This window comes from Actinomadura rubteroloni (assembly GCF_002911665.1).
Lineage (GTDB): Bacteria > Actinomycetota > Actinomycetes > Streptosporangiales > Streptosporangiaceae > Spirillospora > Spirillospora rubteroloni.
In genome coordinates this window covers 530,432-545,876 of the sequence record NZ_MTBP01000001.1, presented here as the reverse complement: position 1 = coordinate 545,876, position 15,445 = coordinate 530,432, and the positions used below count along the sequence as shown (strand labels likewise).

The 15,445-nt window shown below is 68.3% G+C and carries 8 protein-coding genes and 1 tRNA gene; 5 read left to right on the top strand and 4 right to left on the bottom strand.

Going from position 1 to position 15,445, the window contains the following annotated elements:
* Nucleotides 1–20: 20 nt before the first annotated feature.
* From BTM25_RS02420 to BTM25_RS02405, 4 genes are all read left to right on the top strand, one after another.
* Nucleotides 21–6,536 (top strand): DEAD/DEAH box helicase, encoded by a 6,516-nt coding sequence (locus BTM25_RS02420; RefSeq protein ID WP_103561116.1) that lies wholly within the window; start codon nt 21–23, stop codon nt 6,534–6,536.
* Nucleotides 6,533–8,734, top strand: coding sequence for a UvrD-helicase domain-containing protein (locus tag BTM25_RS02415; protein WP_103561115.1), 2,202 nt, complete (start codon nt 6,533–6,535; stop codon nt 8,732–8,734). Before BTM25_RS02420 ends, BTM25_RS02415 begins: the two co-directional genes overlap by 4 nt.
* 271 nt (nt 8,735–9,005) lie before the next feature.
* On the top strand, nt 9,006–9,719 hold the full coding sequence (locus tag BTM25_RS02410; protein ID WP_146058930.1) for a DUF433 domain-containing protein: 714 nt from the start codon (nt 9,006–9,008) through the stop codon (nt 9,717–9,719).
* Nucleotides 9,694–10,119 (top strand): PIN-like domain-containing protein, encoded by a 426-nt coding sequence (locus tag BTM25_RS02405; protein WP_103561113.1) that lies wholly within the window; start codon nt 9,694–9,696, stop codon nt 10,117–10,119. Before BTM25_RS02410 ends, BTM25_RS02405 begins: the two co-directional genes overlap by 26 nt.
* 229 nt (nt 10,120–10,348) lie before the next feature.
* Here BTM25_RS02405 and BTM25_RS02400 read toward each other — a convergent pair.
* Both BTM25_RS02400 and BTM25_RS02395 read right to left on the bottom strand, forming a co-directional pair.
* Nucleotides 10,349–10,422 (bottom strand) — tRNA-Pro (locus tag BTM25_RS02400).
* Nucleotides 10,423–10,510: 88 nt separating this feature from the next.
* Nucleotides 10,511–11,431 carry a metallophosphoesterase gene (locus tag BTM25_RS02395; RefSeq protein ID WP_103561112.1) on the bottom strand — a complete coding sequence of 307 codons (921 nt, stop codon included), beginning with the start codon at nt 11,429–11,431 and terminating at the stop codon, nt 10,511–10,513.
* 68 nt (nt 11,432–11,499) lie between these two features.
* Here BTM25_RS02395 and BTM25_RS02390 point away from each other — a divergent pair, with 68 nt between their 5' ends.
* On the top strand, nt 11,500–11,955 hold the full coding sequence (locus tag BTM25_RS02390) for a GatB/YqeY domain-containing protein (RefSeq protein ID WP_103561111.1): 456 nt from the start codon (nt 11,500–11,502) through the stop codon (nt 11,953–11,955).
* 4 nt (nt 11,956–11,959) lie between these two features.
* Here the strand turns inward: BTM25_RS02390 and BTM25_RS02385 are convergent, their stop codons facing one another.
* Together BTM25_RS02385 and BTM25_RS02380 are read right to left on the bottom strand one after the other, a co-directional pair.
* A complete protein-coding gene (locus tag BTM25_RS02385; RefSeq protein ID WP_103561110.1) occupies nt 11,960–12,553 on the bottom strand; it encodes a hypothetical protein in 594 nt (197 codons plus the stop codon).
* 496 nt (nt 12,554–13,049) lie between these two features.
* Nucleotides 13,050–15,365 (bottom strand): penicillin-binding protein, encoded by a 2,316-nt coding sequence (locus BTM25_RS02380; RefSeq protein ID WP_168211977.1) that lies wholly within the window; start codon nt 15,363–15,365, stop codon nt 13,050–13,052.
* Between the last annotated feature and the right edge of the window lie 80 nt (nt 15,366–15,445).

Genomic DNA, 15,445 nt, shown 5'->3' with positions numbered 1-15,445 from the left:
GCTGAAGGAAGGAGCGTCAGGTGAGGCCGACGCTGGCTGCCGATGAGGTGCGGCGGAACATCACGCAGTACCTCACCACGACGTTCGCCCTCGCGGACGAGCAGGTTCGTGACGGGCTTGAGCGGTTCCTCAACCACCCTGAACAGGGGATCTTCCGCGGTCCCTATCTGCGGATTCGGACGCCGTTCCTGCCGGCGGACGACGGTTGGCGCAGTCGGCTGGAGTGGGCTCCGGCCGGGTTCTCGCCCTATGCGCATCAGGCCAAGGCGTTCGAGCGGCTCAGCACCTTCAACCAGGACGCCCGGCCGACGCTGATCACGACCGGGACCGGTTCGGGTAAGACCGAGTCCTTCCTCATCCCCGTCCTCGATCACTGCCAGCGGCAGCGGAAGCTGGGGAAGGCCGGGGTCAAGGCCGTCCTGCTGTACCCCATGAACGCGCTCGCCACCGACCAGGCCGACCGGCTCAATAACTACCTGCGGCAGCCGGGCCTCGCGGACGTGACCGCCGGTCTTTACATCGGCGACACCCCGGAGACCGGGTACGCGCGGGTTCTCACGCGGCGATCGGAGATCCGCCGGTCCCGGCCGGACATCCTGATCACCAACTACAAGATGCTCGACCTGCTCCTTCAGCGAGCCGACGACCTGCCGCTGTGGGAGGACGCGGACCTCGCCTACATCGTCGTGGACGAGTTCCACACCTACGACGGCGCCCAGGGCACCGACGTCGCGATGCTGCTCCGCCGGCTCGCAGCCGCGACCGGCCACAGCGAGCCCGGCAGGCCGCTCGGCCGGATCTGCCCGGTGGCCACGAGCGCCACGCTCGGCGAGGGCGGCGACGGCGAGAAGATCCGGGAAGTCGCGTCCACCGTCTTCGGGACGGAGTTCGACGCGGACTCGATCGTCGGGGAGAACCGGCGCACGGTCGACGAGTTCATCGCGCGCAGTGCGATCGACTACGGCCTGCCGCTGCCCGACCCGCAGGAACTGGCGGCCTTCCCCGAACCGCACGAAGACCCGTCCGCCATGGATCGCATCGCGGAGGCCGTCACCGGGCGCACCGGCCTGTCCGAGGCCGAGCTCGGTGGAGTGCTCAAGCAGCACGTCCTCACCCGGGCGGTGCTGGCGGCGATGTTCGAGGACCTGGACGGCAATCCCGAACTCCCGGAGCGCATCCTGGAGTTCCTGCCCCAGCACAACGCCTACAGCTGGGGCGCGGCCTTCCGGCAACGGAAGACCCAGGCGATCACTGCGCTGAGTCGGTTCATCGCGCTTCTGTCCACGGCGCGCAATCCGGACGACCCCGCCCGCCCGTTCCTCCATATCGAGACGCACCTGTGGGTCCGGTCGGTGAGCCGCCTGCTGCGCGCGGTCGCTCCCAAGCCCGGTTTCGCCTGGCACGGGGAGGCCGCGCCGCCCATCGACGTCGACACGACGCTGACCGGCGGCGGCCGTGAGCTGCTTCCCGCCGTCTACTGCCGGCATTGCGGCCGGTCCGGGTGGGCCGCCATCTCCCCCGAACGCGACCCGCACGACCTGATCAACGATCCGGAGAAGATCTACCGGGCGGGCATCCAGGACAAGCGGCTTCTGCGCGCCCTCATCACCGCGACGAACGACGAGGTCGAGGCGCGGGCGGCCGGCCGGCCCGGCCCGGACGTCCTCGTCCTCGAAGCCGACGGCCGGCACGTGCGTCCGCTCGACCCCGCGCGAGATCTGCAAGCCGTGCGGACGGGCGAGCAGCCGGACGTCTTCGTCCTGGCCAACCTGACCCACTCCAGGGAGGCCAACAAGAACGCCGAGAACGATCGTTGCCCCGCCTGCAACATGGATCAGGGCACGCGCTTCCTGGGTTCCGGTCTGGCGGCGCTCGCCTCGGTCGCCGTCACCGAGCTGTTCACCGGCGGCCAGCTCCACGGCGCTCAGCGCAAGACGCTGCTGTTCAACGACTCGGTGCAGGACGCCGCGCATCGGGCCGGGTTCGTCTCCAACCGGTCCTACAGTTTCTCGCTGCGTGCGCTGCTGGCGTACGAGCTCGACTCCGTGACGGCGACCCCGCTCAACACGCTGATCTCCAACGTCATCAAGGAGGCCAGCGACCCGTCCTACCTGCCCTCGGTCGTTCCGCCCGACCTGCACGACCGCGACGACGTGGACGAACTCCTCGCGGGTGAGAGCGAAGGGTCGGCCCGGACCTGGGACCTGATCGGCGAACGGCTGGCGTTCCAGACCGTCATGGAGTTCGGACTGCGCTCTCGGCAGGGCCGCACGCTGGAGCTCACCCGCACTGCCGCCGCCGAGGTCCTCCTCGACGACCCCGGACGCATCGCCGACCTGGCCCGCGACCTGCAACTGCGCGGTCCCGCCGCGTTGACCGGCCTCCCCTCGCGAGAAATCTACGTCGCCTACATCCGCGGCCTGCTGGAACGCATGCGGATGCGCGGCGGAGTCAAGCACCACTGGCTCGATCGGTGGATCGAGCAGGCCGGCGCCAAGCGTTTCGGGACGATCTGGGGTCAGCGTCCCGACGGCATGCCCGCGTTCCCGCGCGGTCTGTCCGCTCCGCGTTTCGTCCTCGGCGGTCGCAAGGACCGGACCGAGTTCGACGGCATCACGAACCGCCAGGGCTGGTACCCCGACTGGACTTCGCGCTGTCTCGGTCTGAAACCCGAGGACGCCACCCCGTACCTGGCCCGCCTGCTGGACGTCCTCGTCGATGAGGACGTCATCGCGCGTCGTACCGCCGGGGACGGCAGCACGAAGATCTATGGGCTGCTGCCCGGACACATCCAGGTGTGGAAGCTGGCGAACGACCAGGTGGTGGACGCCGGAGTCATCTGCCCGGTGTGCCGCTGGGAGCAGACCGTTCACCCCGCGCACGCGAACCAGTGGTTGGGCTTCCCCTGCCCCCGCTACCGCTGCCCTGGAGTGCTCGGCCGCCCGGAGGACGCCCGGAACGAGCGGCACAAGGACGACTACTACCGCCGTCTGTATCTCAACACTCAGCCGTTCCGCGTCACCACCGCCGAGCACACCGGCGCTCTCACCCGGCCGCAACGTGAGCAGGTCGAACAGGCGTTCCGTGAGGGCAAGCGTTACAACGATCCGAACGTGCTTTCTTGCACACCCACCCTTGAGCTGGGTATCGACATCGGTGACCTGTCCGCCGTCATCCTCGGTTCCCTGCCCCACGGCCCCGCCAACTATGTGCAGCGATCCGGACGCGCCGGCCGAAAGTCGGGCAACGCGTTCGTGCTGACGATGGTCGGCCGTAATCCGCGCGACCAATACTTTCTGGCCGATCCGCGTCAGATGATCGCCGGAGAGATCGTCCCGCCCGGCAGTTATCTCTCCGCGGTGGAGATCCTGCGGCGGCAGTACGCGGCACACCTCGTGGACCTGGCGGCGCGCGACCGGCTTCCCGGTGTGCTGCCGCTACCGAACCTGGCATCGGCGCTGTTCGGCGATTCGGGTTGGCTGGCGTCCTTTCAGGAGTCCGCTCTCGCACAGGGCCGGACACTGGTGGAAGAGTTCCTCGCGCTCTTCGACGGCCGAGTCTCCGATGAGGCGGCGGACGAACTGCGCGCCTTCGCCAGCTCCGGGCTGAGAGAGACCGTCGAGCAGGTGGTGCGAGTCTGGAACGACCGGCTCGCGGACCTGCGCGCCCGGCTGGAGGTCATCGACAGCGCAATCGCCGCCATGGCCGAATCCGATGCCGAGCAGCTCGCCCGCAAGCGGGAACTTCAGGCGGAACGCAGGGCGGTGCAGAGACGCATCGGGGAGATCGGACGCGGCAACGCGCATCAGACACTGGTGGATCTGGGGTTGCTGCCCAACTACTCCCTTCTCGATAGCCGCACCGCGCTTGAGGCCACCCTCAAGTGGGAGGAGCGCTCCGACGCCGCTGGAAGCGACGAGCGGGGTGACCGTCGCTTCCACAGTGAACTGCGCGAGTACACGCGCGAGGCGTCGATCGCTCTGACCGAACTCGCGCCCGGTAACAGCTTCTATATCCGCGGCTACCGCCACACCGTGTCGGGACTGGACATCGGTTCGGCGCAGCGGCCCGCCTGGCGCCAATGGCGGGTCTGCCAGGACTGCGGTTACGTGAGGACCACCGCTGCCGCCGAGCACACCGCTCCCTGCCCTCGCTGCCGCAACACCCAGATCGGCGACAGCAGCGCGCTGCACAACGTCCTGGTGCCCACCCGTGTGACCGCCGAAGACCGGCGTGATGACGCACGGATCCGCGACGACCACGATGACCGGCAGCGCCGCTATTACGAGACCGCGGTCGCCGTCGACATCCCCCGGGACCAGATCGCGGCGGGCTCCTGGCGGCGCACCAAGCAGACGTTCGGAGTGGATTTCACCCGGCACGCGATGATCCGCGACTTCAATCTCGGTGCCGCGCGGATGGACAGGCCGCCGACTGATGCGTTCGCCGGGGACCTGCGGCGCATCAATCCCTTCTTCGTCTGCACCACGTGCGGTGGTGCGACCGCCGACGGCCCGCCGGAGGCGGCGGGCCGGTTCGCCGGAACCGGCACCGGTTACGACAACTCCCCCGGTCATCACCGCGGGTGGTGCCCACAACGCCGCGGCTCGGACGTCGAGCACCTGAAGCTGGTGCTGGCGCATGAGCTGCGTACCGAGGCACTGCGCATCCTCGTCCCGGTCGCCACCACGATGATCGCCGAACGGACGGTGACGTTCCGGGCGGCGCTGATGGCGGGGGTGGCCGCCAAATACGGCGGCGACCCCGCCCACCTCGACATCGTGACCGCCACGATGCCCGACCAACAGACCGGGTACCAGCGGCGCTTCCTCGTGCTGCACGACACGCTGCCCGGCGGCACCGGATACCTGCACCGCATGTCCTCGGAAGAGGGATTCAAAGAAGTACTGGAAAGAGCGCTCGACATCGTCCAGACCTGTTCCTGCGCCGAAGAGGGGGGCAAAGCGGCATGCCACCGCTGCCTTCTCTCCCACGTCCCAGGGCCGGAGTTCGACAAGGCCGATCGGGCACTCGCGGTCGAGATGCTCCAGGACCTGCTGCAGGACTGGGAGACCGACTCTGTCGCCAATACCGACGACATTTCCCTTTGGGACCAGGTGGAAAGCGAGCTCGAAGCCCGCTTCCTCACCGGTCTGAAGAGCTGGGCGGCCAAACCCGGCGCGGGACGCTCCCTCGGCCTGGGCGGGCGCGTCAACGATCGGCGGACCGCCGACCTCCGCATCACCGCCCCTGACGGTTCGGTCGTGCATTGGCAGGTAATCCTCCAGAACACCATCAAGGGCACCCGTCCCGACGTGACCTTCCGCCGTCTGGACGCCGCGCCGCTCCAGGTCGACGTCTACCTCGACGGCTACACCTGGCACGCGGCACCGGACAACAACCGGCTGGCCGGAGACTCGGCCAAGCGAGCCCGCCTGCGCGCGGACGGCCGCATCGTCTTCCAGCTGGCCTGGGACGACGTCAACGACTGGGCGCACGGTGGCGCACCGGAGTCGCCGGTCTGGCAGCCCTACCAGGGCAACGCCCAACAGGCCGCACGGCAGATCTACCTCCAGCTCGGCGGCGACCCCGCCGAGCTCGCCGAGCTGATCTGGACCAGCCCCGTTCAGACCCTCATGGCATTCCTCACCGAACCCGATCTTGAACGCTGGCAGCGCCGGGCCACCGCAGGACTCTCCGGCATGGTCGCCCAGAGCGGCGCGGAGAAGACGCAGGCCGCGCCTGGGGCGATCGGACGCGCGCTGAACGCCGCCCTCCGCTCCGAACCTCTACCGGCCGCGATGTCGGGAGATCTCGTCCTTGTACGGGCAAGGGACGACTCGGGCTGTCAGGTCGTCACCATCGTCGATAGGCGCACCCGCGTCTGGTCGGCGTTCACCCTCGTGGACGACCGCACCGAGACGATCGAGGCCGACGTCGACGGCCACGAGCGTCGCTGGCTGGCCTGGCTCTACTGGGGCAACCTGGTGCAGTTCCTCGCCTATGGCGGCGGTGACGGCGGGCAGCTCGCGTTCACCGCTCTGGACGGCTTCGACCCGTCCGCGCTCGCGCTGGCCGGCGGAATCGGCCTCAATCGGACGCTGAGCCTGCTTCCTCTCGATGACGAGGACGAGGGTGGTGCAGCGAAGCTCGACACCACCCGTCCCTACCCGGAGCCCACCCGGCCGCGCCCCACGCCGACGCCCGTTCCGAAGCCGCCCGCGTCCGCTCCGGATCGGGCCTGGGCGGAGGTGTTCGACATGCTCGACCCGGAGGAGACGGGATTGGCCGAGTTGGCGCGGGCACTGTCCGTGACCGGTGCCATCGCCCCCGAGGTGGGCTACGAATTGGGAGAACACGCTTGGCAGGCGGAGCTCGCCTGGCCAGAGACCAAGGTCGGCGTGGTCCTCCACGGCGACGACCAGGAAGCGGCCGACCGGGACCGTGCCTACTCGGCGGCGGGCTGGGAAGTGCGTCCGGCACAGGCGTGGACGGCCGACGAACTGGCCGCCAAGATCTCGAATGAGGGAGCATGAGCGTTCAGGACGGCGCGACGCTGCGACTGCTCGACAAGGCCGACAAGGAAATCCAGAAGCTCCCCCGCACGATCAAGGGCGCCATCTACGAATTCCAGCACAAGTTCCGCAAGAACCCGGACGCGCCGGGCCTGCGGCTGAAGCAGCTCAGGGGCGACTCGCAGCTCTACTCGGCGCGCGTCACCGACAGCTACCGGGCGCTGCTGCTGCACGCCGGGAACCGCGACTACATCCTGGTGGCCGTCAAGGACCGGAAGGACGTCTACGACAACCTCGACCGGTACCGCTACCAGATCAACCAGGTCACAGGCGGAATCGAGTTCGTCGACCTGAGCATTGTGGCGAGCACTCCGGTCTCCCCGGACGTCCCGAAGCCTTCCGCACCCGCTCCGGAGTCCGCCCGGCCCGCGCCCCTCCTGGCCGGGTTCGCCGAGGAGCAGTTGCGCGAACTCGGTGTCGCCGGGCCCCTGATCAAGCTCGCGCTGAAAATCACCACCGAGGAGGACCTGCTCGCCCTTGTCGAGTTCGCACCCGCACTCACCGAAGAGGTCCTGCTCGCCCTGCATGACGGCAAGACGTACGACGAGGTCCTCGAACAGGTCACCCGTCCGGTGAGGACCGACGACGAGATCGACCCGGCGGACTACGCCACCGCGCTCGCCCGTCCCGCGACCAAGGTCACGACCGAGGACACAGACCTGCAGTCGGTACTCGACGGCGACTTCGGGCGCTGGAAGGTGTTCCTCCACCCCACCCAGCGGAAGATCGTCGAGCGGGACTACCGGGGACCGGCACGGGTGAGCGGCGGGCCGGGTACTGGCAAGACGATCGTCGCCCTGCACCGGGTCAAGCACTTGGTCGACCGGCTCCCTCCCGGCGAGGACCGGCCGGTGTTGCTGACGACGTTCAACAAGAACCTCGCCGCCGACCTGCGCGATCGCCTCCTGGAGCTGGGCGGGCCGGAAATCCTCAAGCGCGTCGACATCGTCAACATCGACAAACTCGCGACCGGCATCGTCAGCGACACCCAGGCGGGGGGCAGACGACGCTGGATCGACGACGAACGGGCCGTCCGAGAATGGCGCGAGCTTTTGCTGGAGCTCGATGAGGACCAGTGGGACCCGCAATTCCTGCACGACGAATGGAGCCAGGTGATCCTCGGCCTCGGGGAGAGGTCCCGGACCGCCTACTTCCGCGCACGGCGAGCGGGCCGCGGACGCAACATCGGCCGCGCGCAGCGCAGCCAGATCTGGCAGCTCGTGGAAAAGTTCACGATGCGGCTGGACGAGAAGAACCTATGGACCTACCGGCAGGTCGCCTGGGAGGCCGCCCGGCTCGAACTGGAACGCGCGTCCAAAATCAAGGCACACGCGGAGAGCCCCCTCAACATTCACCTCGCCGACAGGTCGATCGCCCGAGAGAACTACCGGTACGGGCACGTCGTGGTCGACGAAGCTCAGGACCTCAACGTCGCGCACTGGAGAATGCTGCGGGCCATGGTGCCCGAGGGCGACAACGACATGTTCATTGCGGGCGACACCCACCAACGGATCTACGGCAATTACGTGACGCTCGGCAGCTTGGGCATCAACATCCGTGGACGGTCCTCCCGGCTGACTCTCAGCTACCGCACCACCCACGAGATCCTCGGCTCCGCCTTGGGCCTGCTCGGCGACGAGTCATGGGATGACCTGGACGACGGCAAGGACGACCTGAACGGCTACCGATCCGTCCTCCGCGGACCCCGACCGGTCTTCCGGGCGGCGAGCACCTGGCCGGACGAACTCGAACTCATCGCCGAGCAGGTCGCCGAGTGGGCCGGCACCACGGCCCCATCGATCGCCGTCTGCGTCCCTGAGCGGAGCATGGTCGCCGATGTCGAATCCCGGCTCGGCAAGGCCGGGATCCGCGCCGCGTCCATCGGCCCGGACGGCCCCAAGCTCGACGACGCCGTGCACGTCGGGACCATGCACCGCTTCAAGGGCCTTGAGTACCAGCACATGGTCATCGCCGGAATCAGCGAAGGCACGGTCCCGCGCGCCTTCATCCAGCAGTACGAGAACGCCGACCCAGTACGCCACCGCCGCGAACTCCAGCAGGCGCGCTCCCTGCTGTTCGTGGCCGCCACCCGGGCCCGCGACACACTGCTGATCACCTGGCACGGCAGACCAAGCCGCTTCCTGCCCACCGATCGGTGAACGCACAACGTAACGACGAGCGTCGGACACGGGCTTGGGCTGCGCCGGTCACGCGGGGCAACCGGACCCCGCCTCTCGCGTGCCGCGAGGTGATCGGCAAGATGGTCCAAAAATCGAGGATGGCCCCGGTGCAATACGGCGGGAACGAAGACTGAGCAGGGTATGAACCTTCGTACCTGACCGTGGGCTGGATGGGCCAGATCCGGCGAACGGCTTTCCTCGTCTGCTTGGATGCTCCATCCTGGGCAGTCGAGATCGGAGGTGGCCAGGTATGGCAGTGGATCGATTCTCCACTCCTCTCTACGGCATTGCGGAGGCGGCCGACTACCTTGCCGTGCCTGCGTCGACCCTCGCCACTTGGGCGTACGGGTATGAGCGGCACCGTCCAGGTGGCGCCCGTGTGCACGGTGAGCCTGTGATCACGGCCGTCCGTCCCGGAAAGCGCAACGAACCGGCGGTCCCGTTCGTGGGGCTGGCCGAGGCGTACGCCTTGGCGGCCTTCCGTCATGCCGGCGTACCCATGCAGCGGATCAGACCCGCGGTAGAGGTGATCAAACGGGAGCTCGGCCTGGAACATGCCCTGGCCAGTAGCAGGCTGTTCACCGACGGGGCAGAGGTCCTCTATGACTACGCGGAGCAGGAAGCCGACACACCCGAGGGCTCGTCGGCCAGGGAGCTCGTGGTCATGCGGAACAAGCAGGTGGTGTTCGCGGAGGTGGTTGAAGACTATCTGAGGAGGGTCGAGTTCGCCGACGACGGTTACGCGCGGATGATCCGGTTGCCTCAGTACCGCGTGGCCGACGTCCGCATTGATGCCGATCACTCGTTCGGCCGGCCGAGGTTCGCGCGCGGTGGTGCCAAGCTCGAGGACGTCATCGACCTCTTCCAGGCAGGGGAGCCGCTCCAGACGGTCGCCTTGGAGTTCGGACTGGCACAGGAAGAAGTCGAGGACGCCCTGCGTGCCGCAACAAGAGCAGCAGCCTAGGTTTTTCGTCGATCGGAGTTTGGGGCGCATCCTCGTCCCGAAGCTGCTCCGTGACGCCGGTTGGGAGCTCATCACGCTGGCCGAGCACTACGGCATCCCCGAGGACGAGCACGTCGCGGATGTCGAGTGGATCGAGGAAGCGGCGCGGCAGGGTTGGCCCGTGCTGATGAAGGACAAGAAGATCCGCTACCGCCGGGTGGAGATCGAGGCGGTCGCCCAGCACGAGGCCCGCTGCTTCGTGATCACGCGAGCCGATCTGAAGTCGACGGAGTATGCCGCCCGTCTCATCAGCAATCAGGAGGCGATCCTCCAGGCTGCTGGCCTGCCTGGCCCGTTCATCTACACCGTCCACGCTGATCGCTTGGACCCGCTGTATCCAAAGGACCGCACGTCTGAGTGAGTCGGCCCGGTCAGGGCCGATGGTCGCCCGCTTGGACGCGGCTGCTGCGGCGTGATCGACAGGTACCGGATCTGAACGCGGTCGCTCCGCAGGTCTTCGGTGAAGGAAGCCGACTGTGTCGCGGGAGCCAGAGTCGGTGCCGAGCTGACGTTCAGTTCCAGGATCGACGGGGGGTAAAAGACCTGAGGCCGGTCTCCGCAGGGGGAACCGGCCTCAAAGCTCTTCTGGGTCGGGGTGGCGGGATTTGAACCCACGGCCTCTTCGTCCCGAACGAAGCGCGCTGCCAAGCTGCGCTACACCCCGGTTGGTGGCTGCCTGGGAGTCGTACGTTCTCCCAGCGCCTCGCCTACTCTAGCGGATCCGTGGGGGTGATGCGTCCCTGATTCTTCCGTCAGCGCGGGACGAGGGTCAGGAGGGTCGCCTCGGGTGGGCAGCAGAAGCGCATGGGGGCCTTGGGGGACGTGCCGAGGCCTGCGGAGACGTGGAGCCAGGCGCCGCGGTGTTTGTGCAGGCCCTTCACGCGCGGACGGTCCAGGCCGCAGTTCGTCGCCAGCGCGCCGTAGAAGGGCACGCAGACCTGGCCGCCGTGGGTGTGGCCCGCGAGGAGCAGGTCGTAGCCGTCGGCGACGAAACGGTCCATGACGGACGGTTCGGGCGAGTGCATCACGCCGAAGTGGACGTCCGCCTGCGGGTCCACCGGGCCGGCGATGCGGTCGTAGCGGCCCCGGCCGATGTGGGTGTCGTCCACGCCGCCGAACTCGACGTCCAGGCCGCCGACCTTCAGGCGACCGATCCGGTTGTTCAGGTCCAGCCAGCCCGCGGCCTGCAGGGACGAGCCCAGTTCGCGGTAGGGCAGCGACGGTTCGCGCGAGCGCTTGGCGTAGTCGGACCGGCTCGTCCGCCACACGTAGCGCAGCGGGTTCTTGAACACCGGCGCGTACAGGTCGTTGGAGCCGTAGACGAAGACGCCCGGACGGTCCAGGAGGGGGCCGAGGGCGTCCAGGAACGGGCCGATCGCGTCGCGGTGGGCGAGCGAGTCGCCGGTGTTGACGACGAGGTCGGGTTCCAGGGCGTCCAGGGAGCGCACCCAGTGGATCAGGCGCGTCCGGCCGGGCGTGAGGTGCGCGTCGGAGAGGTGCAGCACCTTGATCGCCGGACGGCCGGGCGGCAGCACCGGCACCTCGACCCGGCGCAGCCGGAACCAGTTGCGCTCGATGACCGAGGCGTACCCGAAGGTGGCGGCGCCGGCGGCGGCGAGTCCCAGGGGTACGGCGTACAGCTTTCGCACGGTTCTCCTTCCCGATCGTCCCATCGTTCCAGACGCGGGGGACCGACGGTAATCGTGATGAGTGGGACGCGCCGGAAGGGCATGATGTGACCATGAGCGACCTGAAGGCGAGGCTGGAGACCGACCTGTCCGCCGCGATGAAGGCCCGGGACGAACTGCGCACCCGCACGCTGCGCATGGCGCTGACCGCGGTGAAGAACGAGGAGGTCGCCGGGAAGAAGGCGCGCGAGCTGTCCGACGACGACGTCGTCAAGGTGCTCGCGCGCGAGGCGAAGAAGCGCCGCGAGGCCGCGACGGCGTTCGCGGACGCCGGGCGCGCCGAGCAGGCGCAGGCCGAGCGCGACGAGAACGGCGTCCTGGACGCCTACCTCCCGGCGCAGCTCGCCGACGCCGAACTGACCGCGCTCGTCGCGGACGCGATCGCCGAGACGGGCGCCGCCGGCCCGCGCGGCATCGGCCAGGTCATGAAGGTCGTCAACCCGAAGGTCGCCGGCCGCGCGGAAGGCGGACGCGTCGCCGCCGAGGTGAAACGCCAGCTCACCGCCTGACCGGTCAGTAGCACGACACTTCCTTCGCGGCGGCTGGCCGGCCGACTGCGAGGACGACGCGGTAGCACGTCGTCATGTTCATGGATCCGCCCATCGAGGCCGGCCGTACGTAGGGCGACGAGATGCTGCGAAAGAAGAGCGTCGAAGTGCCGGGCGAAAACCATCGGATGTCGATCCCGGGGCCGCGGCCTGCGATCTCGCGCAGTGCGCTTTCCGGAGGCATCTTTCGCTCGGTCGCCGTGCTGAGCCGGTCGATGAACTGGGCGGCGAACTCCCGTGACTCGGCTCGTGCCGCGGCGTCGCGCTCCTTCGCGGTCATGACCATGAAACCGACCAGGATTGCGACAGCCGCGACGATCAGTGCGACGCACGCATAGAAGAGTCTCAGTAGCACCAGCCGTCTCCCGAGTCGGTACGCCGGAGCGGGGCCGCGGGACATGCGTCCTGCGACCCCGCCGATACCGGTATATCCGAACAGGGTAATGGCATCGGAGATGGCCAGCGCGTACAGGACGGTCCCCGTATTCTTTCGAAGAACACTCGGCCGACCCGCCAGGGTAGAGAAGTTTTCTTTGCTGAAATTCATCAGGTCGGTCACAGCGGTGGCGGTCCTGGCTGCGGCCGGGACTATGTGCTGACAGTCCCAGCCTCAGCGGCGACGTGCACGCGGGGCGGCTGCACCGGCAAGGGCCCCAGCCCACCAGGTGCAGTTCCTACGCAGGCGGCCGCGACGCGTTATGACCAGGACTCAGGCGCGATCACGACGCAGTTCCGCTACAACCACGCCTGCCATGCGGGCTGGGCGTGCATCAGCGTCGACAGCTTCGGGGCCGTCTGGCGGCGCGTCTACATACGCGAGTGCACGCGCGCGGAGAAGTATGTGCGCGGCTACTCCACGAACATCGGCGCGGCGTCCAACTACAGTCTCACGCGGTGGACGAAGATGCCCAGCTTGACCAATGGGCATTGTTGCCGAGCATGCTGGCGCTATATCGACACGCAAACCGGCCCTGCTTGAGGGAGCACGTACTGCACGAAGTACGTCTATTCCTACGGGTCAGGTGACAACGTCCGGCCCTTCCGCCGTCCGCGCGTCAGTGGCCGCCGCGGCCGGGGAGTGGGAAGTCGGGCGGGAGGTTCGGGGACGGCGGCGGGCTGTCGCCGTTCTCGGGCTTGTCCGGCTTGCCCTTGCTCACGTAGATGATGACCGAGCTGCCGATCGGGGCGTCGGTGCCGCCGTCGGGTGAGGTGGACGCGACGCGGCCCTTCTCCTCATCGGATTCGACGGCGCCGGACGCGACGCTCACCGAGAACTGTTCCGCCTTGAGGCGTGCGATGGCGTCGTCGACGGTCATGCCGCGGACGTCCGGGACGGTCGCGGTGTCGCCGAAGTCGCCGACCGGGCGGGAGAAGCCGAGGGCCGGGCGGCCGGAGAGGGCGCGCTCCATGCTCTGCTGCCAGATCGAGGCGGGCTGGTCGGCGCCGAAGACGCCGTAGACCTTGTAGCGGTTGGGGCCGCGCGGGTCCCAGTACGCGGTCGCGGCGGCGAGGTTCGGGGTGAATCCGGCGAACACGGCGCACATGTGCTCTTCACAGGTACCGGTCTTGCCGGCGGCGGGACGGCCGATGCTCCGTCCCCGCGCGGTGCCCCGGGTCAGGACGCCCTGGAGGATCGAGTTGACCTCGTCGGCCAGCGGCTCGTCGATGACCTGGCTGCAGTTGGAGCCGGGCACGGAGATCTTCTTGCCGTTCAGGTCGGTGACCGACGTGACCGAGATCGGCGTGCAGTACTTCCCGCGCGCGGCGAAACCGGCGTAGGCGGCGGCGAGGTGCACCATGTCGATGTCGTTGGTACCGAGCACCTGGGACGGGACCTCGTCCAGCGGCTCACCGGTCGCCTTCTTCATCCCGAACCGCTTGGCCATCTTGACGGCGTCGCAGAGCCCGACCTTCTTCTCCAACTGGGCGTAGAAGGTGTTCACCGAGTGCCACGTGCCGGTCTTGAGGTTGTAGGACCCGGCTTCGGCGGGGTCGGAGTTGCTCGGGCTCCAGATCTGCGTGGGGCCCCCCTTGCAGTTGGTCATGCCCGAGACCGTGGTGGAACTGCCGGATGAGAAGGACGTCGTGACGGGCAGGCCCTCGTCCAGCGCGGCGGCCAGTGTGAACACCTTGAAGGTCGATCCGGCCGAGATCCCCGCGCCGCCGCCATGCTGGCGGTCGGCGGCGAGGTTGATGGCCGTCCGGCCGGTGCCCGAGCCGAAGCGCTTGCTGAGGCCGATGGCGCGCAGTTTCCCGGTGCCCGGCTCGACCATCGCCTCCGCGCCGACCTTCTGGCTGGTCGGTGACACCGTGTTGCGCAGTGCCTGGTCGGCGGCCTTCTGTGCCTTCGGGTCGAGGGTGGTCCGGATGCGGTAGCCGCCCCGGTTCAGTTTGTTCACGACGCTCTGCTGCTGCTTCGACGTCATCGACCAGTACTTACCGCCCGACAGGATGTTGAGCATGTCGTACTTCACGTACTCGCAGAAGTACGGCACATCGCTGCTCTCGCACCCGCCGACGGGGTCGGTGCGGTTCAGCTCGATCGGCTTGGCGGCGGACGTCCGCGCCTGCTCCTGGCTGATGTGCCCGAGCTGCGCCATCCGGTAGAGGACGATGTCGCGCCGCTTGCGCGCCTCGGCCGGGTGCAGGATCGGGTCGTAGGCGGTGGGGTTCTGCGTGATGCCGGCGAGCAGCGCGGCCTGTTCCAAGCTCAGCTTGGACGCGGGCTTGCTGAAGTAGCGCTTCGACGCGGCCTGCACGCCGTACGCCCCGGACCCGAAGTACGCGATGTTGAGGTAGCCCTGAAGGATCTCGTCCTTGGACATGTGCTCTTCGAGGTCCAGCGCGTACCGCAGCTCGCGGATCTTGCGCCCGACGGTCGGCGCGGTGACCTCCTGGTACTCCTCCTTGGTCTTGGTGGCGTCCACCAGGATGTTCTTCACGTACTGCTGGGTGAGGGTGGAGCCGCCCTGCGTCTGCTCGGTCTCGACGTTGGACGCGAGCGCGCGGATGGTGCCCTTCAGGTCGAGCGCGCCGTGCTGGTAGAAGCGCGAGTCCTCGATGTCGACGATGGCCGTCCGCATGATGGGCGCGACCTTGGCGAGCTTGACCGACTCGCGGTAGCGGTCGAAGAACGTGGCGATCTGCTTGCCGTCGGCGTCGTACACGACGGTCTTCTCCGACGGCGGCTTGGAGCGCAGCCGGCTGTCCATGCCCTGGAAGTCGGTGGCGGCGTTGCGGGCGGTGAGGCCCGCGCCGCCGACGCCGGGCAGCGCGACGAACGCGACCAGGACGCCCGCGACCACCGCCGCGCCGAGCAGCCTGAACAGCGTGGAGAAGGGGTTCGCCCGATCGTGGTTCGCCTCGTTCACGGACCCTAGGGTACGCGGGACGACCGGTGCATACCGGGCGGCCCGGCGGGGGCGCACGGGATTCGGCCTGCGAAGCCCTT